This is a genomic window from Neobacillus sp. B24, assembly GCF_055381825.1.
In genome coordinates this window covers 3,628,236-3,654,076 of sequence record NZ_AP035777.1, presented here as the reverse complement: position 1 = coordinate 3,654,076, position 25,841 = coordinate 3,628,236, and the positions used below count along the sequence as shown (strand labels likewise).

The following is a 25,841-nucleotide window of genomic DNA, read 5'->3' as shown; positions in this document are numbered from 1 at the left end:
GGCAGCTGGATTTTTTGCATACTTTAGGCTGTTTTTCTAGGCAGTGGATTCAAACTATCCTTTGTCTGCTTTCCCGCATTTCTTAAGCCAATGCAGAATCTGGCTGTGAAAATGATTGCCGCGCCAACGATAAAAATTCCACAAATCGCGCCAACCTGATCTGAAGCAACCCATTGAGGCAGGTGTTCAGCCCATCTGCGCGGTGCGCTTATCTTACCTGCGTATAGGAACGAACCTGCCAAGCCAGTAAAGAAGAAGAAATAGATGAAAATGGCGGCCTTATCCATTCCCGATTGCTTTTGGGTACCTTCGGTTTTGTTGAAATAATACATGAATCCAAAAATCATCGCGACTACACCCATTCCCATGTAAGTATGGAAGTGCCCCGGTACCCATTTCGTATTGTGCATAACATGGTTGACGACGATAGTGGCATCAATAATTGCTGGTATGGCACCCGCAACCCAGCCAAACATTGCTAAAAACATCATGCTGGAAGCGAAGTCCCATTTGACCGCAGAACGGAAGACAATCATTAATGCGCCATATGCGGTAACAACCATAACTGGAAGTCCGTTAGCATATGAGAAGATCTGGCCGATTATTAACATCCATCTGGGTACAGCAAAATCCATTAATAAATGGTGCGTATAAATCATGAGCGTAAACAGGGTAGAGAAGTTCCAGGCAATTAAAAACGCCTTATTTGATTTCCATGGACGTCCTGTATACTCGGAAAGAATTTCATAAACAGCAATTACAGCCATATAAATGGTACAATTGGCGAAAATATGGCCAAATGCGTAAGTTAAATGCTTGGCAACCATGGGATCAAATGTAATACTTGGATTTAATATGTTTATAATTGATTCCAGCAGTGCAGTTGCTCCAGCGAGAATCGCAACAGAATTGGCGATGATCACCATTGTTGTTGCAACCGCAGCAGGCGGAGGACCGTAACCTTGTTTTCCTCTAAAAATATAATCCCAGCCAAGTGATTTCCCCAGACCGCCATATACCTTAATAAGTCTTGAGGCTAAATAAAAATACATGACCAGATAGCCAACACCCAAAATTAATAAACCAAATAAAAATAATAGGGCTCCTGTCGTACCGTAAAGCCTTGCCGAAGCCGTTGGCAATGGATATAGGAATGTCCAGCCATCAGAGAATTTAAACGCAAAAATGGCAGTTAAAACCATTACCACCCCAATGATCGATAGAGTTAAATTGGTAAAAAAGACCTTTGGATTTAACTCTATATATTTGGACAAGAAGTACCACATGATAGCACAACCACCCAGTGCAGCAATACCAATCATTCCGGTTCCATGAATGGTCATAATCTGATAAAACAATTGCGAAGGAATTTTTACAATATTACCTTGATTTAATAACATTATGACCCCGAAGATCATCATAAGGACGAGAGTAATAGAGGTGACAACCAAGGAAAAAGAAACGCCTTTTTTAATTGAATTTCGCGCGGTATTTTCCATAATTATTTACCTCCCTTCGGTTTGACAACGATATCCTTCATCATTACATGATGACCAGTGCTGCAATATTCCAAGCAAAGGATTTTATAAGTACCCGGCTGTTTAAATGTAATTGAAACAACATTTATGTATTCAGGCATTGCTTGTGTTTGAGCAATCAGTTTCATGTTTGGGTCATACAGGCCAAAGCCGTGTGTGACATCCCTGCTTGTGACGCGAAACTGAACTGGTTCCCCAACCACAAAATTTTCATCACTAAACTCCCAACCAAATTGAAACCCGGTAACATTAACAATTTCTCCTGCTTCCTTTGCTTGGACATGTTGAGCGTGATAAGGTAGTTTACTTAAGGAAATAGCTGAAATAAAGACCATGGCGGTTAGCAGCCCCAGAAAGTAAAATTTGCGAATCTTGTAGCCCTCTTCTTGAATTGGTCCATACTCCCGCAATTTTCTCGATTCCCCATACACAAAAGAAAAAGCAAGTGCGAGCAGGAATACGATAAACAGTGTTGTGTACCATGCAATGGATTGGTACATGATGAATCCCTCCCGTAAAATGAATAACCAAACAAGAAATCCCCCAATCCCTTGTCTGTTTCCTTTTCCATTGTAATCGGGTTCTTATGTCAAAAGAGTGAACAAAATCATAGTTTCAAAACATACAATAAAAAAATTTAAAAACCCTTACATATTATTAATAATTAATCTTAAAAAATGATAAAATACCCCCCAGAACGATGATAATGGTTCGAATAGTTTAGTAAATGAAAACTAAAAACTCGGGAGGTTAGATATTTATGGCTATGATTATGATTGACATTGATAAATTACTAGATGCTACTGCAGATCTAACAGCTGAGAAGAGCAATAATAAAATATACCAAGTTGAGATTGATAAATTGCTTGATAGTACAAAGGATTGGTAAAACCATAACTTTGTTTCCTCCAATTTAACTATATAAATTTTTTTAATGTCTTCTGATAAAGAAGGCATTTTTTTGTACTCTTTTCATATGCGAAAGAGGCCCTAATATGTATGCTGCTTTAAAGCGAAAAAATATTTTTGTCATATCTATTGCTTTTGCACTAAAAAGATACTAGAATAATTTTTAATATATTAAATTTTTAGAAAATAAACACTTGAAACTATTTGAGGGGGAATTTTATCATGAGGAGAAAAGTAAAGGGCCTTTCCATTGCCCTAGCTGGAATGCTTCTGCTTGCCGGTTGTGGCAGCAAGGAGTCATCAGGCGGTGCAGAAAAAGGTGGAGCGGATGAGGAATTCACGGTAGGAATCAGCCAATTTGCCCCGCACCCATCACTGGACGCTGCAACAGAGGGATTTAAAAAGGCGCTGGAGGATAAAGGTGTCAAAGTTAAGTTTGATGATCAAAACGCCCAGGCCGATATGAATAATACGCAAACCATTGCCAAGAATTTTGTCGGGGATAAAGTTGACTTGATTTTTGCCAATGCGACTCCAAGTGCAACTGCGGCATTAAATGCAACAAAGGATATTCCGATTATCTTTACTTCGGTAACAGATCCTGTTGGAGCAGGTCTGGTAGAGGCATTTGATAAACCAGGTAAAAATATTACCGGGACTACAGATAACCATCCTGAAGCAACAAAGAAAACGATTCACTTCATTACCGATGAGATAAAAGCAAAGAATATTGGTGTTATCTATAACTCTGGAGAGCAAAACTCCGAAGTCCAGGTAAAAGAAGTGAAGAAACTGGCAGAAGAGAAAGGCGCCAAGCTTGTTGAAGTATCAGTGGCCAATACATCTGAAGTAAAACAGGCTGCTGAGTCGCTTGTCGGCCGTGTTGATGCAATCTACGTTCCAACAGATAATACAGTTGTTACTGCGCTCGATTCCGTTATCGCCGTAGCCAACAGCAAAAAAATCCCGTTATTCGTTGGTGAACTTGATTCAATGAAAAAGGGAGCCGTCGCAGCGAGTGGATTCAGCTATTATGACCTTGGCTATCAATCCGGATTAATGGCTGTCGACATTTTAACAGGCAAAAAGAAAGCATCTGAAATTAACGTTGAATTACCAAGCAGTTTAAAGCTCGTGATTAATAAAGCCGCTGCCGAAGCACAAGGGTTGAAGGTAAAGGAAGACTGGAGCAAGCTTGGCGAATTCTACGACGGAAAATAAGATATAAAAATAGCAGGGGTCATTCCTTTATGGGATTGGCTCCTGTATCAATACATACTATATATAACAACTTACTTATTTGAATCAAAAAACTTAAGTTTTATTAAGAAAGGATGAACACTATGTTTACAGCCATATTTGGATCATTCGAGGCGGGTATCATCTATGCGATTATGGCACTGGGCGTCTATCTATCCTTTCGTATTCTTGATTTCCCAGATTTAACGGTAGATGGCAGCTTTGTTACTGGCGGGGCAATTGCTGCTATTATGATAACGAACGGAGCCAATCCATTCTTGGCAACAGTGATGGCCCTTTTAGCAGGATTTATTGCTGGATGTATGACTGGAATCCTTCATACGTTTGGGAAAATTAATAACCTGCTTTCCGGTATACTAATGATGATTGCCTTGTATTCTATCAATCTTAGAATCATGGGACGCTCAAATATTCCATTACTAAATTCCGAAACCTCGTTTACAAAAATTGGAAGTTTGTTCCGAAGCAGCGGTATTGACTCCTTTTTCAACAATATACTTGTCATGGTCGGTTTAGGAGACAGCCTCCCAGAGACATGGGGTATTCTAATTTTCATGGTCATCGTGACATTTGTGATTAAGTTTTTGACCGATTGGTTTTTGCAGACAGAAATCGGGCTTGCGATTAGAGCGACAGGAGATAATAAGCGGATGATTCGTAGTTTTTCCGCTAATACAAACCTGTTAACCGTTATTGGACTTGGACTCTCCAATGCCTTAGTGGCGTTTTCCGGTGCATTAATTGCGCAGCAAGGTGGTTTTGCTGATGTCGGAATGGGAATCGGGATGATCATCATCGGTTTGGCCTCTGTCATCATCGGTGAAGCATTATTTGGGACAAAAACAATAGCCAGAACCACGCTTGCTGTCGTCGGTGGCTCGATCATTTATCGGATTGTCGTGTCAATGGCCTTAAGATTCGATTTCCTTGAGCCCGGTGATATGAAGTTGATTACAGCAATTATCGTAATCCTTGCGTTAACAGCACCGAAGATGATTGAACGATCGAAAGACAAAAAGCGGAAAGCTCGCAGAAAAGCAGAACGGCTTAATTTCCTGCAGGCATCTGTGGACCGAAAGGGTGAAAATCATGCTGCAGTTAAATCAGATTCATAAGATTTTTAATGAAGGGTCGCCAGATGAAAAGATTGCCATTGATCATGTTAACCTGACTCTTAAAGCAGGGGATTTCGTAACGGTTATCGGCAGTAATGGAGCTGGGAAATCCACCTTAATGAATATTATATCCGGCGGATTGTTCCCGGATATCGGTGAAGTTTCTATTGACGGTAAAAAAGTTACGAATATGTCCGAGTATAACAGGTCCAAAATGATTGGCCGTGTCTTTCAAGATCCTATGGCAGGAACGGCTCCAAGCATGACCATTGAAGAAAATTTGGCGATGGCTTTTTCCCGAAATAAAACAAGAACTATAAAAAAAGGGGTAACGAAAAAACGGCGCGATTATTTCCGCGAGGTACTAGAGTCGTTGCATTTAGGTCTGGAAAACCGGCTTAATGCAAAGGTTGGCCTGTTATCAGGTGGGGAACGTCAGGCCCTTTCTCTGCTAATGGCAACGTTTACTGAGCCATCGATTTTGCTTTTGGATGAACATACGGCTGCCCTCGACCCTTCAAGAGCGGAACTGATTACCAATCTGACGAGGGAAATCGTTGAGAAATACAAGCTGACGACTTTGATGGTCACCCATAACATGCAGCAGGCGATTGATTTGGGGAATCGCTTAATAATGATGGATAAAGGCCAGATTATTCTTGAAGTTAACGAGGAGCAAAAGCAAGGGCTTACGATTGAAGGATTACTAGAGGAATTTAAAAGAATCCGCGGTGTTCAAATGGCAAGTGACCGCGCTGTTCTCTCATAATAAAAATTTTTTGATAAAAAATGCCGGATCATTTTTGTGGAATACGTTTCCAACTCCGGTTTAGTGGAAACATACCGATTTGTGGTATGTTCCTTTTTATTTTAATAAAATATGAGTTTAATACCCAAAAGCGGTATTGCTTTACCCCCTGCTCTTGAGACAAACGGAGTGAATTCATTAGAATAGATTCAGAAAATGATAATTAACAGGGGGTTATTGAATGAAAGAAAAAAGAATTTTAGCAGAGCAGCTTGCCGATGACTTTTTCCCGGTCCGTGACGTTGATTATATAGAAATTTACACCGGTAATGCCAAGCAGGCCTGTCACTATTTCTGTACGGCCTTCGGGTTTAAGCCGGTCGCATATTCTGGTCTTGAAACGGGCAATCGTGAAACCGTTTCCTATTGTTTAAAGCAAAGAAATATCCGCCTCGTCCTGACTGGGTCCTATACAGAAAACAGCATCGTAGCGCAATTTGTAAAAAAACATGGTGATGGTGTTAAAGACGTTGCCCTCTTGGTCGACGATGTTGACAAAGCATTTGAGGAAGCCGTTAATCGTGGAGCAATCGCCCATGTTGCACCGTTTACCATGAACGATGAAAAGGGTACCGTTAAAAAAGCAGTTCTTGGCACATATGGTGATACCATCCATACGTTAATTGAACGAAAGAATTATCAGGGCGCTTTTTTACCGGGCTTTAAGCCATATATCGCCGGACTGAAGGAAGAGGATGCCGGCTTAATCGGCTTTGACCATGTAGTCGGCAACGTAGAAAGTATGGAGGAATGGGTTGAATATTATTCAAAAGTCATGGGCTTCAGGGAAATGAAGCATTTTACTGACAAGGATATTACGACAGAGTATTCTGCTTTGATGTCAAAGGTAATGCATAATGGCGGGCGAATCAAGTTCCCAATCAACGAGCCGGCAGAAGGAAAGCGTAAATCGCAAATCCAGGAATATCTTGAATTCTATAATGGACCGGGAGTGCAGCATTTAGCGATATTAACAGAGGATATCGTTTCTACAGTAGCAACCTTAAAGAAAAATGGGGTTGAATTCCTATCTACTCCTGACACCTACTATGAGTCCTTGGCACAAAGGATTGGAAAAATTGATGAAGAAATTGAAAAGTTACGGGAATTAAGTATCTTAGTAGACCGGGATGATGAAGGATATTTATTGCAAATCTTCACTAAACCGATTGTGGACCGTCCTACGTTATTTATTGAGATTATTCAGCGCAAAGGTGCGCGCGGCTTCGGTGAAGGGAACTTCAAGGCTTTGTTCGAATCCATTGAGCGTGAACAGGAGAAGCGGGGCAACCTTTAATAGATAACAGAAAAAAAGGGGGAAATTATTCTCCCTTTTTTCAAATAGACTTATAGAAAAAAGAGAGGTGAGCTTATGGAGATATCACCTGAAGAGCTTGATTGGCGTGATTCATACAGATTATTGGTGGGATCCATTCTGCCGAGGCCGATTGCGTTTGTAACATCTGTAGATAGCAAGGGAATTGCAAATGCCGCTCCGTTTAGTTTCTTTACCGCGATTTGTGCAGATCCATTGCTAATTTGTTTTTCACCAATGAGACGGGGGAGTGACGGGGCTAAAAAAGATACGTTAAACAATATCGAGAGTACCGGCCAATTTATTGTCAATATCGTTAATGGGGATATTGCGGCGAGAATGAATGATAGCGCAATTGAATTTGCCCCCGAAATAGATGAAATGGAACAGGTTGGTTTGACAAAAATTCCGGGAAGCAAGGTGAAAATACCGAGAATCAAGGAATCGCTTGTTCATTTGGAATGTGAACTATATCAGGTTCTTGAATTTGGTGACAAGCCCGGAGCCGGCAGTTTGGTGATTGGGAAAGTTGTTCATGTGCACGTTGATGACAAGGTATTTGACCGTGGAAGAATTGAAACGACGAAATTAAGACCGATTGGCAGAATGGCGGGGAATAGTTTTACTGACCCATTGGGCAAAACCTTCGAGATGATTAGAAAACAGAAACCGGGCCAATAGGCTAGAGGGCGTATATCGTTCAATTGGATTTGAATACGAAAGCAGGTGAGACTATGTATTACCGTCAACTAGGAAGGATTCCACATAAGCGGCATACGATGTTTAAAAAGGAGGACGGCAGCCTTTATCGAGAGCAAGTAATGGGGACGCGGGGGTTTTCCGGTACCCAATCAATCCTATATCATCACCATATGCCTACAGAGGTTGTCAAAGCAATTTATTCCGGTAGTTATTTGCCAGAATATGAGGAGTCGCAGTCTTTGAGGCACCGCCACTTTTTTACAAACAGAGTTTTGCGTGAGGGAGACGCCTTTACAGCCCGAGAATATATTCTGGGAAATCAGGATTTATTGATTGGTACAGCCATTGTCACTGAAAGAATGAATTCCTTTTACCGGAACGGGGACGGCGATGAACTGCTATTTATTCATTATGGCACCGGAAAATTAGAAACAATGTTTGGCAGTATTACGTATCGGCCCGGAGATTACCTGATCATTCCGATAGGAACGATTTATCGTGTAGTTCCTAACCCGGGGGAGAGAACCAAATTGCTATTTGTCGAAGCATTTAGTCAAATTACGACGCCAAGAAGATACCGAAACGAATATGGCCAGCTCCTTGAGCACAGTCCGTTCTGTGAGCGCGACATTCGCGGTCCGGAAACACTGATAACATCTGAGGACAAAGGGGAATATGAGGTGTTAACAAAGTCCAGAGGCAGTATTCATACTCATGTCCTCGGCCACCATCCGTTTGATGTTGTGGGCTGGGACGGCTATTTATACCCATGGGCATTTAACATTGAGGATTTTGAGCCAATTACGGGCAGAATACATCAACCGCCGCCTGTACACCAAACCTTTGAAGGAAACAATTTTGTTGTCTGTTCCTTCGTGCCAAGGCTTTATGATTATCATCCGGAGTCGATTCCAGCTCCATATTACCACAGTAATGTTAACAGTGACGAGTTGCTCTATTATGTAAAAGGGAACTTTATGAGCCGCAAGGGAATCCAAGAGGGGTCAATTACCCTTCATCCAAGCGGAATACCCCATGGACCTCACCCAGGCAAAATCGAGGGAAGTATCGGCAAGAAGGAAACACTGGAACTGGCGGTCATGATTGATACCTTCCATCCGCTTAAGGTAGTGAAGCAGAGTAATAAACTTGAAGACACAAACTACATGTACTCATGGATAGAAAAAGAAGGATAAATGAAGCAGTCAATCCAACTTTACAGGTTGGATTGTTTTTATTTTTGGGAATCTTTTTGTAAAAGTGATATCCTATTTATAATCTCGTTTTTAGCTAGTGAGGTGATATGATGGAACTGGAAGCGATTTTGTCCAAATTAAAAAATCACATTCCTTCTATATTGGGAAGCAAGAAGTTTTCAAAATATGCTGTTATGGTCCCACTCATACAGAAGGAGGATGGGATCCATGTGTTATTTGAAGTCCGTTCACTTCAGTTGAGAAGGCAGCCGGGCGAAATTTGTTTTCCAGGCGGGCGAATTGACAGCGAGGATTATGATGCAGAAGCTGCCGCCATTCGAGAGACTTCGGAAGAACTCCGAATTAGCAAGGATCATATTTCAAACGTTTTTCCGCTGGATTTTATGGTCTCTCCTTTTGGAATGGTGGTGTATCCTTTCGCGGGTTTTATTCGTGATCCTGATAAAATCAGTCCAAATCCTACTGAAGTTGGAGAGACCTTCACTGTCCCGCTGGATTTTTTTATTAGGCATGAACCGGAAATTTATCATGTCGAATTTAAGGTAGAACCGGAGAAGAATTTTCCCTTTGACTTAATTGTAGGTGGAGAAAATTATAACTGGCGGACCCGGGGTATAGAGGAATACTTTTACGTGTATGAGGATAAAGCAATATGGGGACTGACGGCAAGAATTTTGGCTCATTTTATTGAAATCGTCCAATAGCTGTTTATTTTAATAGTGGACTTCTTAAGAAGTCTGCTATTTTTTTATTAAAAATATATATGTGTCCTCCGGTGGTGAACAATTGTCCTCTAATAGAGGAAAAAACTCTTGATTAATTTCAAAATTGTAATAAAATTAAGTTTATATTTGTAGACAATAGGGAGAGGTAAAAATGAAGGTGGTAAAGTTTGGAGGCTCCTCTTTAGCATCAGGAGAACAACTTCGCAAGGTATTCCAGGTTGTTATGGCAGACCCTGAGCGGAAAGTTGTCGTTGTTTCTGCCCCGGGTAAGAGGTATGAGGATGATACAAAAATTACTGATTTGTTAATACAATGTGCTGAAAAAAAATTACGAAACGAAGACCCGAAACAGCAGTTTGATGCCGTGATGGAACGTTATCAGCAAATTGCAGATGAATTGTCACTGCCAACAGAGCTGATTAATGAAATATACGAAGATTTGTCCCAAAGACTAAATCGGGATACCAGTCTCCCAGACCGATTTATGGACTGCCTTAAAGCAAGCGGAGAGGATAATAATGCAAAATTGGTGGCTGCCTATTTCCAACAGCAGGGTGTAGAAGCCTATTATATTAACCCAAAGGAAGCAGGAATGTTGGTAAGCTCCGAACCGGGAAATGCACAGGCTTTGCCGGAAGCATATAAAAGGTTGTACGCACTCCGAGACCATCCGGGTATTGTCATTTTTCCTGGATTTTTCGGCTATAGCAAACAGGGCGAGGTTTTTACGTTCTCTCGAAGTGGCTCCGATATTACAGGTTCCATCCTTGCCAACGCAGTAAAGGCCGATTTATATGAGAATTTTACTGATGTGGATGCAGTTTATTCTGTAAACCCATTTATTGTAAGGAGGCCGAAGGAAATCAAGGAATTAACCTATCGCGAAATGCGGGAGCTATCTTACGCGGGCTTCAGTGTATTACATGATGAGGCACTAGTCCCGGCATTTCGGGCGGGGATACCCGTCAATGTGAAGAATACGAATAATCCGAGTGCACCGGGAACAAGAATTGTCGCCGAGCGTGATAACAACAATGGTCCTGTCATCGGAATTGCCAGCGACAAGGGCTTTTGCAGTATCTATGTAAGTAAATACTTAATGAATCGCGAGATTGGCTTCGGACGCAAGCTATTGGGAATTCTCGAAGATTTTGGGCTATCCTACGAACATACGCCTTCCGGAATCGATGATGTTTCCGTAATTTTAAAGGAAAATCAATTTGCTGAAGGAATGAAACTGGATATCACCCGGCGGATTAAGGAAGAATTGCATGCCGATGAAGTCAAGTTTGAACATCATCTCGCTCTTATCATGGTGGTCGGTGAGGGAATGCGCCATAATATCGGGACAATGGCACGAGCCTCCAAAGCGTTAGCCAAGGCTGATGTCAATATTGAAATGATTAATCAGGGCTCTTCCGAGGTCAGTATGATGTTTGGGGTTAAAGAGGTTGATGAAAAAAGAGCGGTTCAGGCGTTATATGAGGAATTTTTTGCAGCAGTAACTGTATTATAAAAGAAAAAGGCAGTTCCAATGGAACTGCTTTTACTTATGTATAAGTTTATTTTTCTTTAATTTATAGCTGGTTCTTATTCCACTCCAAACAGCAATAATCAAACCTCCAACGGTATCGGCAATCAAATCGGTCATTGTATCCTTATTGCCGCCCCCTTGCAGTGTCATGTTGAAAAATTGATCGCCGCTAAACTCATAGATTTCCCAAAGAACACCACCAAGCGCCGCGAATGACAGGGTAAACCAAAACACAAACCACGGGGATATTTCATTACCCGCATTTCTGTGAATGAGCCTTTCGTATAAGGCGATGCCGGCAAAAGCAAGAATCGCACCACTGACAAGATGTAAGAATGTATCCCACCATCCGAGGCCATACCAGCCGCGAATCGAGCCAAAATATTGTGAACCTACCAAAAAAATCAAATAGGAAAGGACCAGAGGCAAATTAAATTGCAGTTTAGTAAATAATGCAAGCAGAAGGGGGACCGCTCCACAAACGATACCGCCAATGGCTACCGTTGATTTAAAGGATTCACCCATATTACGATAATAAAATGCCAATATCACCATAAATAACACATATAGCGCACTTAGTATAATAACCAGTTTTCGGTTCATTTCAATCCCCCTAAATTGATTGTTTTCGCATTCTTGCATAAACAGCAATGATTAAACCGCCAGCAACCCCGCACAACAGATCATACATTGTATCCTTGTTCCCGCCACGCTGCATGGTATGAGTGAAGGTCTGGTCGCCAATAAATTCGTAAATTTCCCAAAGTGCGCTTGCCAAAACAGCGAGAGAAAGAACAAACAGAAATAGAATCCAGTCAGAAACGTCTTTTCGTACCATTTCTGGAACGAGCTTTTTGTATAGTGCAATCCCAATAATACCGATATACAATCCCTTATAAAAATGAATCGTTGAGTCCCACCATTTATAGTGGAGATAGAAGCTTGAAATCGACCCTAAAAACAAAGAACAAAATAAAAATAGGAAATATCCTACAATCATCGGAATATTAAAGGGGTTATTTTTTACCTTTAATAAACTTAGCGGTAATACCGAGGAAAAAATGCCGCCAAGGGCTACCTGCCACCTGGAGGAGTCATCTTTTATGAGGTAGTAAACGAATAATCCCGCCATAAAAATACTAAATAGTAAGCATAATATAATAATTACTTTTCGTTTCATGGATACACCTCATTATAAAAATCCTTTTACAATTATGTCCAATTATATACAAATCTAAATGTGTTCTAGTTAACACTCGCAAATCTTAGCTTGAAACGGTATAGTTGTAATTGTATTAAATACTTATCTACATAGTTAGTGGCGGTGATTTATATGCAAAGGGCACAAATCCCAACGTATGAACGTATAGCAATTGATTTGGCCAATCGGATATATGATGAAGAATTCAAAGTCGGGGAGAAAATCCATGGCCGATCGACACTGGCTAGTGAATATAAGGTGTCACCGGAAACGGTTAGGCGGGCAATTAAACTTCTAGAAGATGTTGAAATTGTTCATTCAACAAAGGGCAGCGGAATTGTTATTTCCTCACGTGAAAAAGCGTTTAAATATATTTCGAGGTTTTCCAATCTGGCGAGTGTTAAAGACCTTGAAAAACAAATAGATGCCCTGGTGGCTGAAAGAAACAAACTAGATGTACAGTTACATGATACACTAAGGAAAATCCTTGATTACTCAGGAAAACTTCGCCACACAAATCCATTGGCACCGATTGAGGCAACCATTTTTCCTGGCTGCACTCATATTGGCAAAACCATTTCAGAACTAAAGTTTTGGCAAAACACTGGAGGAACTGTGATTGGAATAAAGAGGAAAGGTGAACTGGTCATATCTCCAGGACCCTATGCTTTGATTTTGGAAGAGGATGTCCTTTTAGTCATAGGTGATGAGAAAACATATGACAGAGTGCTTCACTTTTTAGAAGAATAAATGAAAACTTGTCGATTGGCGAGTCCGATAGGATGAAGACAGAGACGTAGTTGAATTACTATTAGCTGAACAATACGAAGCCAGCCCCGTACTGGGAGCTGGCTTCGTTTCGTTTTTTAATCGATAAGACCTTCTTCTTGTAAAAATTCCTTCGCCACTTTGGCAGGTGATTGTTTGAGGCTGTCAACCTTATAGTTCAATTCACGCATTTTTTCTTCAGTAATTTTTCCTGCAAGGCTGTTAAGAACTTTCCTTAGTTCCGGATGCTCCTGCAGGGTTTCTTCCTTAATGATTGGTACAGCATAGTAAGGAGGGAAGAAGTTTTGGTCATCTTTTAACACCTTCAATTTAAACTCTTCAATTAATCCATCCGTTGAAAACGCGTCAATAACATCGCTCTTATGATTATCCAGTGCTGTATAACGCAATCCGCCATCGACCGCTTTAACAGCCTTAAATTCCATATTATAGGTTTGGGATAGACCAATTAGGCCGTCCTCACGGTTTGGAAATTCAATCGTTGGTCCCATGATTAATTGATTGCTGACTTTGGCTAAATCAGAGATTGTCTCCAGTCCATACGTATCGGCAGTATCCTGACGGACAGCCAGCGCATAAGTGTTATTAAAGCCAAGTGGTTTTAATAAATCTATATTGTATTTTTTGCTGAATTCTTTTTTTACATAATCATAAACCTGTTCCGGATTATTCTCTGGTGGTTGATTCAAGATATTAACCAAGCCGGTGCCCGTATACTCTACATACATATCGATATCACCGCTCTTAATTGCGCTGAATGCCACTTGTGATCCACCGAGATTCAACTTTCTTTCAACGTTTAGATCCGTTTTATTTTCAATTAACTCAGCCAGCATATTTCCCAAAATCAATTGCTCACTGAAATTTTTGGACCCAATCACAATTTTATCATCTGCTTGCGCCTTTGAATAAATCGAAAATGCCCCTGCAAAAACAAGAATAATACTTGCAAAAGAGATAATTATTCTTTTCGTTGTTTTCCCTGTTTTTGATGATGAATGCTGCTTGTTTGTATAGGAAAGTGAGCTTTCAAGTTTGCCGACGATAAAATCAATTAACAATGCCAAGATACAAGCAGGGATGGCACCAGCCAAAATCATCGCATTATCAACGGTTTGAACCCCAGAAAACACAAGGTAGCCCAGTCCGCCAGCGCCAACGAACGCGGCAATGGTCATTAAACCCACGGCTGTAACAGCCGAAATTCTGATACCCGCCATAATCATCGGGAAAGCCAGCGGCAGCTGAACCTTTCGCATTGTTTGACTCTTTGTCAGACCGATGCCTTTGGCGGCTTCCAGAATGTCTCTATCAATATTGGTGAGCCCGGTATAAGTATTCTTTACAATCGGCAGCAAGGAATAAAGCACGACCATAATAATTGCCGGGGTACTGCCAATTCCGATAAAGGGAATCAGAAATCCAAGTAACGCTAAACTCGGGATCGCTTGGATCACATTGGTTGTGCCGATTACAGGCTTAGACATTTTCGGTTCTCTTGAAATCAATATACCAAGTGGAATCCCAATAACAGTTGCTATCAGAACCGCAAATACACTCAAATAAACGTGCTGCCATACTAATTCTAAAATCTGATTATAGTTGGTACTTATATATCTCCATAATTCACCCATTAAAAGGCCACCTCCATATCTATTAGTTGACTGCTTAACGCAGACAGTATGCTGCTTCTCGTGATAAGGCCGGTTAATTGTCCTAAGGTATTGGTTACTGGAACATAGCCAATTCGATGTTCGTTCATTGTAGCCAGTACCGAGATTAAGTTTGCATCCTCTGACACTGATAGGACATTGCGTTCCATTACCTCTTCAATCAATGAATTCCGGTTTAGCAATTGAATACCTTTCAGGGTCACCAAACCAAGCAGGACATTCCTCTTGTCTGTCACTAGTAAACTATCAACTTTATGATCCTTCATAATTTCAATGGCTTGAAGAACGTTCCGTTTTGCGGCAATTTTCACCGGATTGGAAATCATAATATCCTCAGCCATCAGTAATTCCGGATTATTCCATACCCGTCTTTTTCCAATAAAATCGGAGACAAAATCATTTGCCGGGTTTTTCAGGATATTTTCCGGGGTGTCGTATTGAAGAATATCGCCATCTTTTAAGATACAAATTTTATCTGCTATTTTAATAGCTTCGTCCATGTCATGGGTAACAAAGATAATGGTTTTATTTAATTCCTTTTGCATTTGGAATAGTTCATCCTGAAGTGATGCGCGTGTCACGGGATCGAGAGCACTAAATGGCTCATCCATTAAGATGATATCGGAGTTTGTTGAGAAGGCTCTTGCTACGCCAATTCTTTGCTGCTGGCCGCCGCTAAGTTCTTTTGGATAGCGATGAATGAATTCCTTGGGATCTAAGCCAACTAATTCAAGTAATTCTCCAGTCTTTTTCTCAATCGCCTCTGGATTTTCCCCTTTTAATCTTGGGATTAACTCCAAATTTTCTTTGATTGTCATATGTGGGAACAGACCGGTATTTTGGATGACATAACCTATGTTCCTACGAAGTTCAATTGGATTCATCGTTGAAATATCAGTACCATTTACAAAAATCTGACCCGAAGTAGGTTGCACTAGTTTATTAATCATTTTAAGGAGTGTTGTTTTCCCGCAGCCACTTGGTCCGATAAAAACAACCAGCTGACCAGCTTCAATGTTCAATGAAAAAGGATTAATGATTGTTTTAGTACGATATTTCTTCACAATATTCTTAAATTCTATCAATATTGTTCCCCCCTTGTGAAAATGTAACAACTTTATGGTAACACATAAGTTGTTGGTTTGTCGAATGACTTGCAAAAATGTTATTTTTATTTAATCTTCGAAATCAAATTATTTCACCAAATAAATCGGGAATGGTAATATTGAGATAATTAAGAAAATTGAAAAAGGAGGAGGGAGAAGTTTGAGTATTATTCGAGAAAAATTGAGCATTAAGTTTTTCTTATTCCTCTTAACCGCATTTCTCCTTATACATGTCCCGTTTCTTGGAAATTATATTCGGGTTATTAATACGTTGCTTCATGAATCCGGCCATGCTTTTATTGCTTTGTTAGGAGGCAATGTGAAAAAGATTACTCTATTTACGAATGCAGAAGGAGCAACTTACAGCAGTCAGGAAACCACGATCCGGCGTTTTTTTACAAGTCTTGCCGGCTATACGTTTGCGTCATTTGCAGCCTTTATATCGTTCTTGCTGATTGGGAAAAAGAAGCAGAGTTTGCTAATAGATATTCTGTTAGGGTTTATTTTTGTTAATTTAATCTTTTGGGTTCGTAATCCTTATGGGGTTTTTTGGCTTTGTTCATTCGCAGTGGGTTTTCTGTTTCTGTTAATTAAAGGGACACAAGGCTTCCGCGACCACCTTTTACTGCTGATTGCTTCTATATTATTGGTGGATTCTGTTCAAAGCGCATTCGAAATCTTTTATTTAAGTGTGGCGCACCCGCAATTTGCAGGGGATGCTGCAAATCTTGCGAAATTAACCTTAGTTATTCCCACACCGATTTGGGGAGGGCTCTTCCTCGTTCAAGCACTTTGGTTTTGTTACTATGGATTAAAGCGAGGGTATTATAAACTGGGGATTTAGCAGTAAACTAACTCATGTCTGAGTTAGTTTTTTTTGAATATGTAATGGTTTAAACTGTAAACTATACCTTATGGAAAAAGAGTAGAGGGCAGGTGCAATAATGGTTCAACTTTTTACTGATGTTGATTTGGATGGCCTTGGGTGCGGAGTTTTAGCAAAATTGGCATATGGGGATAAGGCAAAGGTTTCCTATTGCTCTTATCGCAATTTAAATCAGCGCGTAGAGGCATTTATAAAAAATCCATACCATAATGATGAAGAAATATTTATAACCGATCTTGCTGTGAATTCAGAAATTGAACAAAAATTAGCAGATAGGTATAAACACGGCAAGCATATCCAGGTAATTGACCATCACGTCACCGCACTGCATTTCAACAATTATCAGTGGGGCAGAGTAAAGATCGAGTATGATAACGGAAAGAAAACCTGTGCCACCTCGTTATATTATGACTTTTTGGTTGAAGAAGGCAAACTGAATACAAGCGAGGCGCTTGCGGAATTTGTTGATTTAATCCGCCAATATGATACGTGGGAATGGAATGAAAATAATAATATCGCCGCCAAACGATTGAATGATTTATTTCATATACGAAACCGGGAACAATTTGAAGAGGAAATGATTAAAAGGTTAACTGAGCATACCGATGCATTTTCATTCACTGAGTCCGAAAATATGATTCTTGATATTGAGGAGCAAAAAATAAATCGCTATATTCATTCCAAAGGCAGACAAATGGTTCAGACATTTTTCGATGATTACTGTATTGGGATTGTTCCTGCGGAGCAGAATATGTCAGAACTCGGCAATGCTTTAAATACAGAGAATCCACATCTCGATATGATTGCTTTAATTAACCTTGGCACAAAGAAGATGGGGTTTCGGACAATACATGACCATGTAAATGTAGCAGAATTCGCGAAAAGGTTTGGAGGAGGAGGACATCCGAAGGCATCCGGGGCAGACTTGACTAAAGAGGCATTTGAAACATTTGTAGTAAACGTCTTTGATATCCTGCCGCTCAAGCCGGATGCAGATCGAAATGAATTTAATTTAAAGGAGTCCGATGTTGGTTCAAGCTATGAAAATCATAAAGGAGAAATTACATACATTTTCCCTTCTGGCGTTGGTGAATTTTTTGTATTTCACAATGGGGAGAAATTGCCGCCCTCTTTTTCAACATTTATGGAAGCCGAAACGTTTGTTAAAAGAATTTATTCCTCTTGGCTTCGGTATGACCGCGAATATCTGAAAGAGGCAGCACGATTACTTAAGATTTCAGAAGAGGAACTAAAGGAGAATTTTGCAGAAGTAATCAGCAGCCGCTTTACGGATATTATCGATGGTAAATAACAGATTGGGCTTCCGCCCGATCTGTTATTTTTTTAGGAAATAATAGGAAAATCTTCGTGGTACGAATTTATCATTATTTTAGTATTGTAATTTCAGTGAAAAGAAAAGTAACCACCCTTACATATTCTTGTAATAAAAATAGGGTACAATGATAAAAAAGGTATTCTAAATAAATTATTTTGCATTCCTATCTAATCGCACTTACATCTTTGTAAAAATTGCATTCACTTCCATATGTATATACCTTTTGATAAAACTTCTAGAGGTGATATTTTATGGCTGCAGGGTCAAACCGAAGCAAATATTTTGATAATGCCAAATTTGTTTTGATCTTCCTTGTTGTCTTCGGTCATGTCATCAGTCCGTTGAAGGAACATGATGGCCTCCTATATAACATTTACAGTATTATCTATCTGTTCCATATGCCGGCGTTTATTTTTATCTCAGGTTATTTTTCTAAGGGATTTCAGAAGAAAGGATATTACGGGAAATTAATAAAAAAGCTAATTCTTCCTTATATGATTTTCCAATTCATATATTCTGTATTTTATTTTGCAACCGGCAAGGAATCATCGTTTCATGTGGATTTTCTCCATCCGCATTGGTCGCTTTGGTTTTTGATAAGCATGTTTTTCTGGAATATGATGCTCATCCCATTTGCCAAGCTGAAATGGCTGGGCTTACCCCTTGCCATAATGATAGGCGTAATTGCGGGTTATGTTGATAATCTTGGTAGTTTTTTAAGTTTGTCGAGAACGTTTGTATTTTTTCCATACTTTTTTGCAGGGTATTTGATAAATGGTTCGCAATTAAAGCTGCTCTTAGGAGGAAAATACTCTCGGCCTGCGGGAATAACCATTCTCGTTGCCGCTGTATTATGCTTTGGTATGGGTCTTTCTGAAAATGCCGTCCCGTGGCTATTGGGGGATAACTCGTACGCTGGGTTGGGAAATGAGCAAATCTCTGCCGGTATCTATCGTGCATTACAATATATTGTAACCGCTATGGTTATTTTTGGCTTTTTAACCCTAATACCGTCCATCCAGTTCAGCTTTACCGAAATTGGGGAGAGAACTCTTTATATTTATTTGTTCCACGGGTTTATTATAAAACCCGTCCAATCGGTCATTCCAAAGGAGAGTATAGCATCTGTAACAGGGATCTATCTGATTCTGCTGGGTTTTTCATTTATCGTCTGTATCATATTAGGCAGTTACCTGGTTAAAAAATTCACTAGGCCGTTAGTTGAGCCTCGGTTGTAATGAAAAGATTCTCCAACAAAAGGACTTTTTTGTTCATATATGTTAAAATCATACTAAGATCTTCCAATCATTAGGGACAGGTTTCCTTTTGAGCAAAGGATACTATTTGGCTGCATTTGTTTATAAATGCAGCCAAAGGTATTTCTTTGTATTTGGAAGGTTCATTTTTTTATTTAGGAGGAATTTAATTATGAAAGAACAGATGAAGTTTTGCAGGAAGTTTGACCCTAGCATGGAGGCTATCTACTATGAACCATAGTCCACGTGCCAATAAGGATTTTTTCGTTGAGCAGTTAGTATATATTGATGAAAATATAAAGGATTTAACAAGCCTATATCTATCATCAACCCCTTTGCATGAACGGTTAAAGCACTTTTTTAGCGTGTATGTATTGGAACTTGAAGAGTTTATTAAACAAAATCCTCAAGCAGGTTTCATTACAAGAATACCAAAAGTCTTTATCGGAACGAAGGTAACTGTCTTATATGATGAAGATGGTGAAACGGAGGATTATGTTATCTGTTTTCCAGAGAATTCGGATCCGGATCATGGGTTCATTTCGTTTTTATCCCCGGTTGGCCGTCAATTGTTATTGAAAGGGATTGGTGACCAGATTTCATTAAAAATACCGACTGGTGAGCTGCGGGTAACCATAAAGGAAATTTCGTATATAGGACATCAATTTGAAACGGATAGAAAATCAAAAGAGGCGTAAATCCACATGTAAGCGCTCTAACGCAAATCTAATAAGACCGAACGCTCAAATGGCGTTCGGTCTTCCTGTTTAAAAACTAAAAAAGGAACTCACAATATTTTTCTTCTTTCTTTTTACCTTTCCATCACCCAACACGTACGGCTTTTCCTCAGTGGTTTTTGTTTTTGCTAATTCAGTTTGAAGTTTTTCAACCAGATTCGTTAATTCTTTGATATTCTCCTGGAGTTCTTCGATTTCCCGCCGATGCTGCAACAATTGATAAGATACAACAGAATCTGCTTTGGAATTGACACTAATCTCTAATTTTTTCATCTTTTGCTGCAGTCCTTTAATTTCTATTGAACTTTCAACTGTTTTAACAACCGCTTTTCGTAAAGGTTTTGTTTCCTTTACAGGGCTAATATCTTGTAGTAACGCTCCGCTTTGCAATCTTTCGTGTATTTCTTTCAATAATTGTATGTCTTCATTTTTGAAGAAATAATGCCCACGCTCATTCCGCTCCATTGGCAAATTTAGCTGCTTTACCCACCGTTGTATAGTGCTTATAGAGACACCTAATAACTTTGCTACTTCAGCTGAATTCATAAATAAGCCCCTCCTAAAGGAAAATAGCCGTGAACTCTAGTGGTATCAACAATTATCACAAGGTTAATTCCAGAATTGCCACCATTTTTTTTCTTTTGCTGCTGCAGCATCTCGAAAGTTGGTAAGCATATCACGAAATGCAGCCTCTCTTTGTCGGACATCATGCCGGTACTCTTCTCGCTCCTCCATGAAAAGTTCACGTTCTTTTGAAATTGAATCCGTCAATTGGATGATTTCGCTATTAGTGTTATCAATATAGGAGGTAAGTTTATTGGAATTTTCATTTAACTGCTTTGAGAGAGAATAAATTTCATCGGCAGTTTCAATTGAAACGTTTTTGATATTGTTGGCCAGGTACCGTAATTTGTCATTGGTGTCAACTGTTGATTTTTTAAGTGTATCGTTTAATTCCTCAAGTTCTGCCTTTGTATTGGCGCCAGATTTATAGATTGAGTCAGAGAGTGATTTGACAGTTAACAAAGTGCCCTTTGATACTTCTTTTTTTACCTCATCGATTACTTCCTTCCTGACAACCGTTCTGATTTCTTCTTTAACTTCATGTAAAAATGTCATTTTGTACGTATCTAATGCTTCGAAAAATTGACTGACATTTGCCAAGCTGTCTTCATTTGTTGAAACTGTGGCAAGGGGTTCATCCACAATCTCAAGCGAAACCTCAGTAACACTTGATGTAGAAGGAGATCCACTTGGGTGTATTTCAACATCATCATACTCTTTGTTCTCAATAGTTGATGTAGAAGGAGCTGTGCTTGGATGAGTTTCAACATCCTCAAACTGTTTGTCCTCAATAGGTGAAGCAGGGGTCTGTTTTTTTTGCAAAAATTCACGGACCTTTTCTTTGCTTGCTCTGTTTGAATACAGGTCCTTTATTTCCAATAGTTGATCTATTTCCAGGGATGAATAAATTCTTGCCCCTTGTTTGGAACGTGGAATCTCAAGCAGCCCGTTAAAATCCTTTTCCCATTGACGGATTATACCGGGAGCGATATTAATTTTTTTAGCAGCTTCTCTTAATGTATAAGTCTTCAAAAAAATCATTCCTTTCTATTTATCTCGGAAATAATTCGCATTACCTTACATATTCACCACTTTATAGGTGTTTTTCCTGCTTGCTGACAAAAGCTATCAAAACAAGACTGATATCACGGAATAACAACATTATTCTTTAATAAAACAGCGTTTTTACCGAAAATTAGCGAATGGTCACAAGAAAGGAGACTAACGCCAGCCTAAATTTTTGTCCCTGATAAAGGATTGTAACTTGTCCGAAACTTTTGTGTAAACTAATGTCGCTATAATAGATTAATAAGTGTATAGGGCAGGTGTAAACATGGAAGAAACAATGGTCAAATCCTATCTGCAGAAATCGTTAGACGAATGGAAAGAAGACATTTTGCAGGTGCTTGAAGAAATTGAAACAGAATATGAAGAAGTTGCCCAGGAATTGAAAGTTTATTCTTATAAATACGGCATCACCAAACAGGTAATCCAATCGACAGTAAATGAAGAAATCATTGAAAAAATTCGTGAAATGTACCATAAGCCATTTGAGGAAAGTTATAACCAGCTAAAGGAATACATACGTGACCTCGAGGAGAAAAAACGAGTTTTTCAAATGTTTACTCAGAAGATTGATGAAGTTACTCGAAAAGAATCGGCAAGAGTCACAACCTATTAATCAAAAACAGCCTAATCGACAAAGGATTAGGCTGTTTTTTTATGTGAAAATAACAGATATCCCTAATAGGGGATTTTTTTCAGTAATATTATCTTTTTCTGATTGTTTTTGTTCCTGCTATTGGGCCTGTTGATTTCCGCTCCAGGTGCTTCGCTTTCCGCGGGCGTGCCGGGGAGCCTCCTTGGCGCTGAAGCGCCTGCGGGGTCTCCCCTGACCCGTACTCCCGCAGGAGTCTTCGCACCTTCCGCTCCATCAACAGGGGGAATCAAATTAAGGAATTGCAACACACTTTATTGCACGATCGACACTTTCCTAGATCCGTGATTAGCAGTTTTCATGACATAATTCTTTAGATTTTTTCTTAAACACGTCATGAGAGGAGTATTCATGACCTGTATCCTTAGATTTTTTTTTAAAACACGTCATGAGAAGCGCTTTTACGACCTGTATTAATCAAAAGTTTAGCCAAACACGTCATTAGACTACCTTTCATGACATGTTTGAGATAAAAGTTCAGGCATTCGCGTCATGTGACCACCTTTCATGACATCTCTGACTTAAAAGTTCAGATATTTGCGTCATGATACTACCTTTCATGACATCTCTGAGATAAAAATTCAGGCATTCGCGTCATGAGACTACCTTTCATGACATGTTTGAGATAAAAGTTCAGGCATTCGCGTCATGAGACCACCTTTCATGACATCTCTGAGATAAAAGTTCAGCCAAACACGTCATGAGACTACCTTTCATGACATGTTTGAGATAAAAGTTTAGGCATTCGCGTCATGAGACCACCTTTAATGACATGTTTGAGATAAAAATCTTTAAACATGTCGTGAGATGCGTATTCATGACATGCCTTCTTAGCTTTTTTCTTCAAACACGTCATAAAAGGTGTTTTCATAACAAGTGTTATAAGAGTGTTTCTTGAAAAATGTCATAGGAAGGTTCCTAAAAATTCATTTCCTTGTTTTTTATAGAAATATAGAAAGGAAATCCTATAACGAGTGTATAGATTTTGTGTGGATAATCCCTATTTATTTAAGGCTCTGTTGATTGGCGCGGAAGGCACGTAGACTCCTGCGGGAGTACGGGACAGGGGAGACCCCGCAGGCGCTTCAGCGCCAAGGAGGCTCCCCGGGACGCCCGCGGAAAGCGAAGTGCCTGGAGCGTCAATCAACAGACAAGTGGCATAGCCTACACTATTATAGCTGTGAATTAATAATTGAATAAAAAGGATACGAAGTTTTTCAATAGCCGGAGCCTAATCAACCAGTGCTTAAGATTTTTTTTATAAAGAAACATCTTAAGGTTTTTGTAAGATTTGGTTAATAAAAAAGAAAATATTGCTGATTAGAATAAAGATTAGATACGAAATGGTGCTTAACAGCACAAATATAATTAAAGGATGGGATAATGATGAAAAAAATGATAGTAATAATGGCGGTTTTATTGGCATTCTTAACGACGACAGGCTGTTCCGTACAGCTAACCACCTCCAATGAGCTTGACACAAAAGCTGACCTGCTTGTAGCAAAGGGAGAAGAACTTCAGCGGGAATTAGATAGTGCATTAGTATTTGTAAAGCAATTAGGCGATAAAAATACAATCAGCTCAAGAGATCAGAAAAAATTGGCCCTTCAAATCGAACAGATTATGGGTGTTATCAATGAGTTCAAAGAATTAGAAGTGCCTGTGATGGGAGGGGAAATAAAAGACATTGCTGCTAAAAACTTAAAGCAACGTGAAGAAATTCTTCAAGAGGTACAAGAGAAGGCTGAAAAAGGGAGTATAGAAAAAGCGGATTTGCACAAGTTGGAAAAAGCTATATCAGCTGATTTCAGTATCCAATTTTTTAATTAAAGTACAGTGAGGCTTCTATTATAATGGAATGCCTTTTTTTTATGTTTGAAATAAATGTTCCCACCCAAAAAGTTTGGGGCATATATTATGTAGCAAAGACACAGCTTGAGAGGTGGTAATAGATGATCACCGCAAAATTGGGAACCAGGACATTCCGAATACCCGACAACCTTGAGAAGTACTTTCAAGAATATCGTGATCAAATAATCGGGATTAATGAAGAGTTTCAGTCACCCTATGGAATAAAAAAAATCATGTACGCTGATTGGACTGCCAGCGGCCGTCTTTACAGACCGATTGAACAAAAAATCTCGGAGGTATTTGGTCCCTATATGGCCAATACTCATACAGAATCAAACATCACGAGCTTAAAGATGACAGCGATGTATAATCAATCGAAAAAAATTATTAAGAACCATGTTAATGCTGGTCGGCATGATGTTGTCATTCTTGATGGCTTTGGGACGACATCCGTTATAAATAAGTTTCAAAGAATCTTGGGATTAAGAGTAGTCGAGCAATGGAGGAATCGGATTAAACTACCTAGTAGTGAAAAACCCATCGTGTTTCTTTCGCATATGGAGCATCATTCGAATCAAACAACATGGCTTGAAACAATAGCGGAAGTGGTAATTGTCAAACCAGCAATGCATGGTGGAGTCAATATAAACCATTTAAAACAACTTTTACAGAAATACAAAAACAGAAGGTTGAAAATTGGTTCCTTTACGGCTTGTTCAAATGTAACCGGCATCCAAACACCCTATCATAAATTGGCTAAAATTATGCATCAGCATGGCGGTCTTTGCTTTGTTGATTTTGCTGCATCTGCCCCATATGTCAAAATCGATATGCATCCCAAAGACCCCTTAGAAAAATTAGATGCTATTTTCTTCTCTCCTCATAAGTTTTTAGGAGGGCCGGGAACGAGCGGGGTGTTAGTCTTTGATTCAAGATTATATGGAAACAGGATACCTGACCATCCAGGAGGCGGTACTGTTACTTGGACAAATCCGTGGGGAGAACATCAGTATTATAAGGAAATTGAGCTTAAGGAAGACGGCGGGACACCAGGAATTCTTCAGGCAATCCGAACGGCTTTATGCATAAATTTAAAAGAAAAAATGGGCATCGATAATATTCTAAATAGGGAAAAGGAACAGTTAACTTTATTACTGACCAAATTAGAGGAAGTTCCAGGGCTTCATATATTGGAGGGACACAGAAAGGACCGTATCGGAATTGTTTCCTTTTATATTGAGGATATTCATTACAATTTAATTGTCCGGTTGCTTAATGACCGGTTTGGCATTCAAGTCAGGGGCGGGTGTTCCTGTGCCGGAACATATGGGCACTATTTATTTAACATTGATAAAACCGACTCCAAGAAAATAACGAATAAAATAAACAAGGGGGATTTGTCGGCCAAACCGGGCTGGGTTCGCTTTTCGGTGCATCCAACCATGACAAATGAAGAAATTCACTTATTTGTAAAAGCAATCATGGAAATAACACGAAATATCCCACAATGGAAAAAGGATTATGTTTATGATGCTCCCAGCAATGACTACTTCTATAGAGATTTTACCAGGGAGGACCTATCGCCGCTGTTTGATCTATGAA

General features: G+C 39.6%; 25 protein-coding genes. 17 read left to right on the top strand and 8 right to left on the bottom strand.

From position 1 onward, the window contains the following. Positions 1-23 precede the first annotated feature (23 nt). Both ACZ43M_RS17915 and ACZ43M_RS17910 read right to left on the bottom strand, forming a co-directional pair. Positions 24-1,499, bottom strand: a complete 1,476-nt coding sequence (locus ACZ43M_RS17915; RefSeq protein ID WP_464503888.1) for a cbb3-type cytochrome c oxidase subunit I — start codon at positions 1,497-1,499, stop codon at positions 24-26. 2 nt (positions 1,500-1,501) lie between these two features. Beyond that, a complete protein-coding gene (locus tag ACZ43M_RS17910) occupies positions 1,502-2,038 on the bottom strand; it encodes a cupredoxin domain-containing protein (protein ID WP_464503887.1) in 537 nt (178 codons plus the stop codon). Positions 2,039-2,298: 260 nt separating this feature from the next. Here ACZ43M_RS17910 and ACZ43M_RS17905 point away from each other — a divergent pair, with 260 nt between their 5' ends. From ACZ43M_RS17905 to ACZ43M_RS17865, 9 genes are all read left to right on the top strand, one after another. Further along, positions 2,299-2,427 carry a hypothetical protein gene (locus tag ACZ43M_RS17905; RefSeq protein ID WP_464503886.1) on the top strand — a complete coding sequence of 43 codons (129 nt, stop codon included), beginning with the start codon at positions 2,299-2,301 and terminating at the stop codon, positions 2,425-2,427. 242 nt (positions 2,428-2,669) lie between these two features. After that, positions 2,670-3,668, top strand: coding sequence for an ABC transporter substrate-binding protein (locus ACZ43M_RS17900; RefSeq protein WP_464503885.1), 999 nt, complete (start codon positions 2,670-2,672; stop codon positions 3,666-3,668). A 122-nt stretch (positions 3,669-3,790) separates the two neighbouring features. After that, positions 3,791-4,822 (top strand): ABC transporter permease, encoded by a 1,032-nt coding sequence (locus ACZ43M_RS17895; protein ID WP_464503884.1) that lies wholly within the window; start codon positions 3,791-3,793, stop codon positions 4,820-4,822. Further along, positions 4,797-5,591 (top strand): ABC transporter ATP-binding protein, encoded by a 795-nt coding sequence (locus ACZ43M_RS17890; RefSeq protein WP_464503883.1) that lies wholly within the window; start codon positions 4,797-4,799, stop codon positions 5,589-5,591. The genes ACZ43M_RS17895 and ACZ43M_RS17890 overlap by 26 nt, the downstream gene beginning before the upstream one ends. Positions 5,592-5,811: 220 nt before the next feature. Further along, a complete protein-coding gene (gene hppD / locus ACZ43M_RS17885) occupies positions 5,812-6,927 on the top strand; it encodes a 4-hydroxyphenylpyruvate dioxygenase (RefSeq protein WP_464503882.1) in 1,116 nt (371 codons plus the stop codon). A gap of 75 nt (positions 6,928-7,002) precedes the next feature. Beyond that, positions 7,003-7,626 (top strand): flavin reductase family protein, encoded by a 624-nt coding sequence (locus tag ACZ43M_RS17880; protein ID WP_464503881.1) that lies wholly within the window; start codon positions 7,003-7,005, stop codon positions 7,624-7,626. Positions 7,627-7,679: 53 nt separating this feature from the next. Then, positions 7,680-8,843 carry a homogentisate 1,2-dioxygenase gene (locus ACZ43M_RS17875; protein WP_464503880.1) on the top strand — a complete coding sequence of 388 codons (1,164 nt, stop codon included), beginning with the start codon at positions 7,680-7,682 and terminating at the stop codon, positions 8,841-8,843. 110 nt (positions 8,844-8,953) lie between these two features. Further along, entirely contained in the window at positions 8,954-9,568 is a 615-nt protein-coding gene (locus ACZ43M_RS17870) for an NUDIX hydrolase (protein ID WP_464508051.1), read from the top strand. A 172-nt stretch (positions 9,569-9,740) separates the two neighbouring features. Beyond that, positions 9,741-11,105: an aspartate kinase gene (locus tag ACZ43M_RS17865; RefSeq protein ID WP_464503879.1), complete on the top strand. Its 1,365-nt coding sequence runs from the start codon at positions 9,741-9,743 to the stop codon at positions 11,103-11,105. Between the two features lie 30 nt (positions 11,106-11,135). On the opposite strand, the gene ACZ43M_RS17860 is transcribed toward ACZ43M_RS17865, so the two are convergent. Then, positions 11,136-11,726, bottom strand: coding sequence for a DUF2238 domain-containing protein (locus ACZ43M_RS17860; protein WP_464503878.1), 591 nt, complete (start codon positions 11,724-11,726; stop codon positions 11,136-11,138). A gap of 10 nt (positions 11,727-11,736) precedes the next feature. Then, positions 11,737-12,303: a DUF2238 domain-containing protein gene (locus ACZ43M_RS17855; RefSeq protein ID WP_464503877.1), complete on the bottom strand. Its 567-nt coding sequence runs from the start codon at positions 12,301-12,303 to the stop codon at positions 11,737-11,739. A gap of 153 nt (positions 12,304-12,456) precedes the next feature. On the opposite strand from ACZ43M_RS17855, the gene ACZ43M_RS17850 reads away from it, so the two are divergent. Then, a complete protein-coding gene (locus tag ACZ43M_RS17850) occupies positions 12,457-13,074 on the top strand; it encodes a GntR family transcriptional regulator (RefSeq protein ID WP_464503876.1) in 618 nt (205 codons plus the stop codon). A 116-nt stretch (positions 13,075-13,190) separates the two neighbouring features. On the opposite strand, the gene ACZ43M_RS17845 is transcribed toward ACZ43M_RS17850, so the two are convergent. Next, positions 13,191-14,747 carry an ABC transporter permease/substrate-binding protein gene (locus ACZ43M_RS17845; protein WP_464503875.1) on the bottom strand — a complete coding sequence of 519 codons (1,557 nt, stop codon included), beginning with the start codon at positions 14,745-14,747 and terminating at the stop codon, positions 13,191-13,193. Then, on the bottom strand, positions 14,747-15,871 hold the full coding sequence (locus ACZ43M_RS17840; RefSeq protein ID WP_464503874.1) for an ABC transporter ATP-binding protein: 1,125 nt from the start codon (positions 15,869-15,871) through the stop codon (positions 14,747-14,749). The genes ACZ43M_RS17845 and ACZ43M_RS17840 overlap by 1 nt, the downstream gene beginning before the upstream one ends. 181 nt (positions 15,872-16,052) lie before the next feature. Here ACZ43M_RS17840 and ACZ43M_RS17835 point away from each other — a divergent pair, with 181 nt between their 5' ends. The 4 genes from ACZ43M_RS17835 to ACZ43M_RS17820 all read left to right on the top strand — a co-directional run bounded on the left by ACZ43M_RS17835 (position 16,053) and on the right by ACZ43M_RS17820 (position 20,068). After that, positions 16,053-16,736, top strand: a complete 684-nt coding sequence (locus ACZ43M_RS17835) for a M50 family metallopeptidase (protein ID WP_464503873.1) — start codon at positions 16,053-16,055, stop codon at positions 16,734-16,736. Positions 16,737-16,836: 100 nt separating this feature from the next. Beyond that, positions 16,837-18,090: a DHH family phosphoesterase gene (locus ACZ43M_RS17830; protein ID WP_464503872.1), complete on the top strand. Its 1,254-nt coding sequence runs from the start codon at positions 16,837-16,839 to the stop codon at positions 18,088-18,090. Positions 18,091-18,365: 275 nt separating this feature from the next. After that, on the top strand, positions 18,366-19,352 hold the full coding sequence (locus ACZ43M_RS17825) for an acyltransferase family protein (RefSeq protein ID WP_464503871.1): 987 nt from the start codon (positions 18,366-18,368) through the stop codon (positions 19,350-19,352). A gap of 248 nt (positions 19,353-19,600) precedes the next feature. Then, the gene (locus ACZ43M_RS17820) at positions 19,601-20,068 is read left to right on the top strand and encodes a GreA/GreB family elongation factor (protein ID WP_464503870.1); all 468 of its coding nucleotides are present in this window, start codon (positions 19,601-19,603) and stop codon (positions 20,066-20,068) included. Positions 20,069-20,137: 69 nt separating this feature from the next. Here the strand turns inward: ACZ43M_RS17820 and ACZ43M_RS17815 are convergent, their stop codons facing one another. Together ACZ43M_RS17815 and ACZ43M_RS17810 are read right to left on the bottom strand one after the other, a co-directional pair. Next, positions 20,138-20,653: a MerR family transcriptional regulator gene (locus tag ACZ43M_RS17815; RefSeq protein WP_464503869.1), complete on the bottom strand. Its 516-nt coding sequence runs from the start codon at positions 20,651-20,653 to the stop codon at positions 20,138-20,140. 63 nt (positions 20,654-20,716) lie between these two features. Next, the gene (locus ACZ43M_RS17810; RefSeq protein ID WP_464503868.1) at positions 20,717-21,703 is read right to left on the bottom strand and encodes a MerR family transcriptional regulator; all 987 of its coding nucleotides are present in this window, start codon (positions 21,701-21,703) and stop codon (positions 20,717-20,719) included. Between the two features lie 301 nt (positions 21,704-22,004). On the opposite strand from ACZ43M_RS17810, the gene ACZ43M_RS17805 reads away from it, so the two are divergent. From ACZ43M_RS17805 to ACZ43M_RS17795, 3 genes are all read left to right on the top strand, one after another. Further along, the gene (locus ACZ43M_RS17805) at positions 22,005-22,352 is read left to right on the top strand and encodes a hypothetical protein (RefSeq protein ID WP_464503867.1); all 348 of its coding nucleotides are present in this window, start codon (positions 22,005-22,007) and stop codon (positions 22,350-22,352) included. Positions 22,353-23,771: 1,419 nt separating this feature from the next. Further along, positions 23,772-24,218, top strand: a complete 447-nt coding sequence (locus tag ACZ43M_RS17800) for a hypothetical protein (RefSeq protein WP_464503866.1) — start codon at positions 23,772-23,774, stop codon at positions 24,216-24,218. Positions 24,219-24,340: 122 nt separating this feature from the next. Beyond that, a complete protein-coding gene (locus ACZ43M_RS17795; RefSeq protein ID WP_464503865.1) occupies positions 24,341-25,840 on the top strand; it encodes an aminotransferase class V-fold PLP-dependent enzyme in 1,500 nt (499 codons plus the stop codon). Position 25,841: the final 1 nt, after the last annotated feature.

Excerpts from the sequence above, each read along its gene's own strand:
- ACZ43M_RS17915 (WP_464503888.1), bottom strand. The coding sequence starts at position 1,499 with ATGGAAAATACCGCGCGAAATTCAATTAAAAAAGGCGTTTCTTTTTCC.
- ACZ43M_RS17910 (WP_464503887.1), bottom strand. The coding sequence starts at position 2,038 with ATGTACCAATCCATTGCATGGTACACAACACTGTTTATCGTATTCCTG.
- ACZ43M_RS17905 (WP_464503886.1), top strand. The coding sequence starts at position 2,299 with ATGGCTATGATTATGATTGACATTGATAAATTACTAGATGCTACTGCA.
- ACZ43M_RS17900 (WP_464503885.1), top strand. The coding sequence starts at position 2,670 with ATGAGGAGAAAAGTAAAGGGCCTTTCCATTGCCCTAGCTGGAATGCTT.
- ACZ43M_RS17895 (WP_464503884.1), top strand. The coding sequence starts at position 3,791 with ATGTTTACAGCCATATTTGGATCATTCGAGGCGGGTATCATCTATGCG.
- ACZ43M_RS17890 (WP_464503883.1), top strand. The coding sequence starts at position 4,797 with ATGCTGCAGTTAAATCAGATTCATAAGATTTTTAATGAAGGGTCGCCA.
- hppD (WP_464503882.1), top strand. The coding sequence starts at position 5,812 with ATGAAAGAAAAAAGAATTTTAGCAGAGCAGCTTGCCGATGACTTTTTC.
- ACZ43M_RS17880 (WP_464503881.1), top strand. The coding sequence starts at position 7,003 with ATGGAGATATCACCTGAAGAGCTTGATTGGCGTGATTCATACAGATTA.
- ACZ43M_RS17875 (WP_464503880.1), top strand. The coding sequence starts at position 7,680 with ATGTATTACCGTCAACTAGGAAGGATTCCACATAAGCGGCATACGATG.
- ACZ43M_RS17870 (WP_464508051.1), top strand. The coding sequence starts at position 8,954 with ATGGAACTGGAAGCGATTTTGTCCAAATTAAAAAATCACATTCCTTCT.
- ACZ43M_RS17865 (WP_464503879.1), top strand. The coding sequence starts at position 9,741 with ATGAAGGTGGTAAAGTTTGGAGGCTCCTCTTTAGCATCAGGAGAACAA.
- ACZ43M_RS17860 (WP_464503878.1), bottom strand. The coding sequence starts at position 11,726 with ATGAACCGAAAACTGGTTATTATACTAAGTGCGCTATATGTGTTATTT.
- ACZ43M_RS17855 (WP_464503877.1), bottom strand. The coding sequence starts at position 12,303 with ATGAAACGAAAAGTAATTATTATATTATGCTTACTATTTAGTATTTTT.
- ACZ43M_RS17850 (WP_464503876.1), top strand. The coding sequence starts at position 12,457 with ATGCAAAGGGCACAAATCCCAACGTATGAACGTATAGCAATTGATTTG.
- ACZ43M_RS17845 (WP_464503875.1), bottom strand. The coding sequence starts at position 14,747 with ATGGGTGAATTATGGAGATATATAAGTACCAACTATAATCAGATTTTA.
- ACZ43M_RS17830 (WP_464503872.1), top strand. The coding sequence starts at position 16,837 with ATGGTTCAACTTTTTACTGATGTTGATTTGGATGGCCTTGGGTGCGGA.
- ACZ43M_RS17825 (WP_464503871.1), top strand. The coding sequence starts at position 18,366 with ATGGCTGCAGGGTCAAACCGAAGCAAATATTTTGATAATGCCAAATTT.
- ACZ43M_RS17820 (WP_464503870.1), top strand. The coding sequence starts at position 19,601 with ATGAACCATAGTCCACGTGCCAATAAGGATTTTTTCGTTGAGCAGTTA.
- ACZ43M_RS17815 (WP_464503869.1), bottom strand. The coding sequence starts at position 20,653 with ATGAATTCAGCTGAAGTAGCAAAGTTATTAGGTGTCTCTATAAGCACT.
- ACZ43M_RS17805 (WP_464503867.1), top strand. The coding sequence starts at position 22,005 with ATGGAAGAAACAATGGTCAAATCCTATCTGCAGAAATCGTTAGACGAA.
- ACZ43M_RS17800 (WP_464503866.1), top strand. The coding sequence starts at position 23,772 with ATGATGAAAAAAATGATAGTAATAATGGCGGTTTTATTGGCATTCTTA.
- ACZ43M_RS17795 (WP_464503865.1), top strand. The coding sequence starts at position 24,341 with ATGATCACCGCAAAATTGGGAACCAGGACATTCCGAATACCCGACAAC.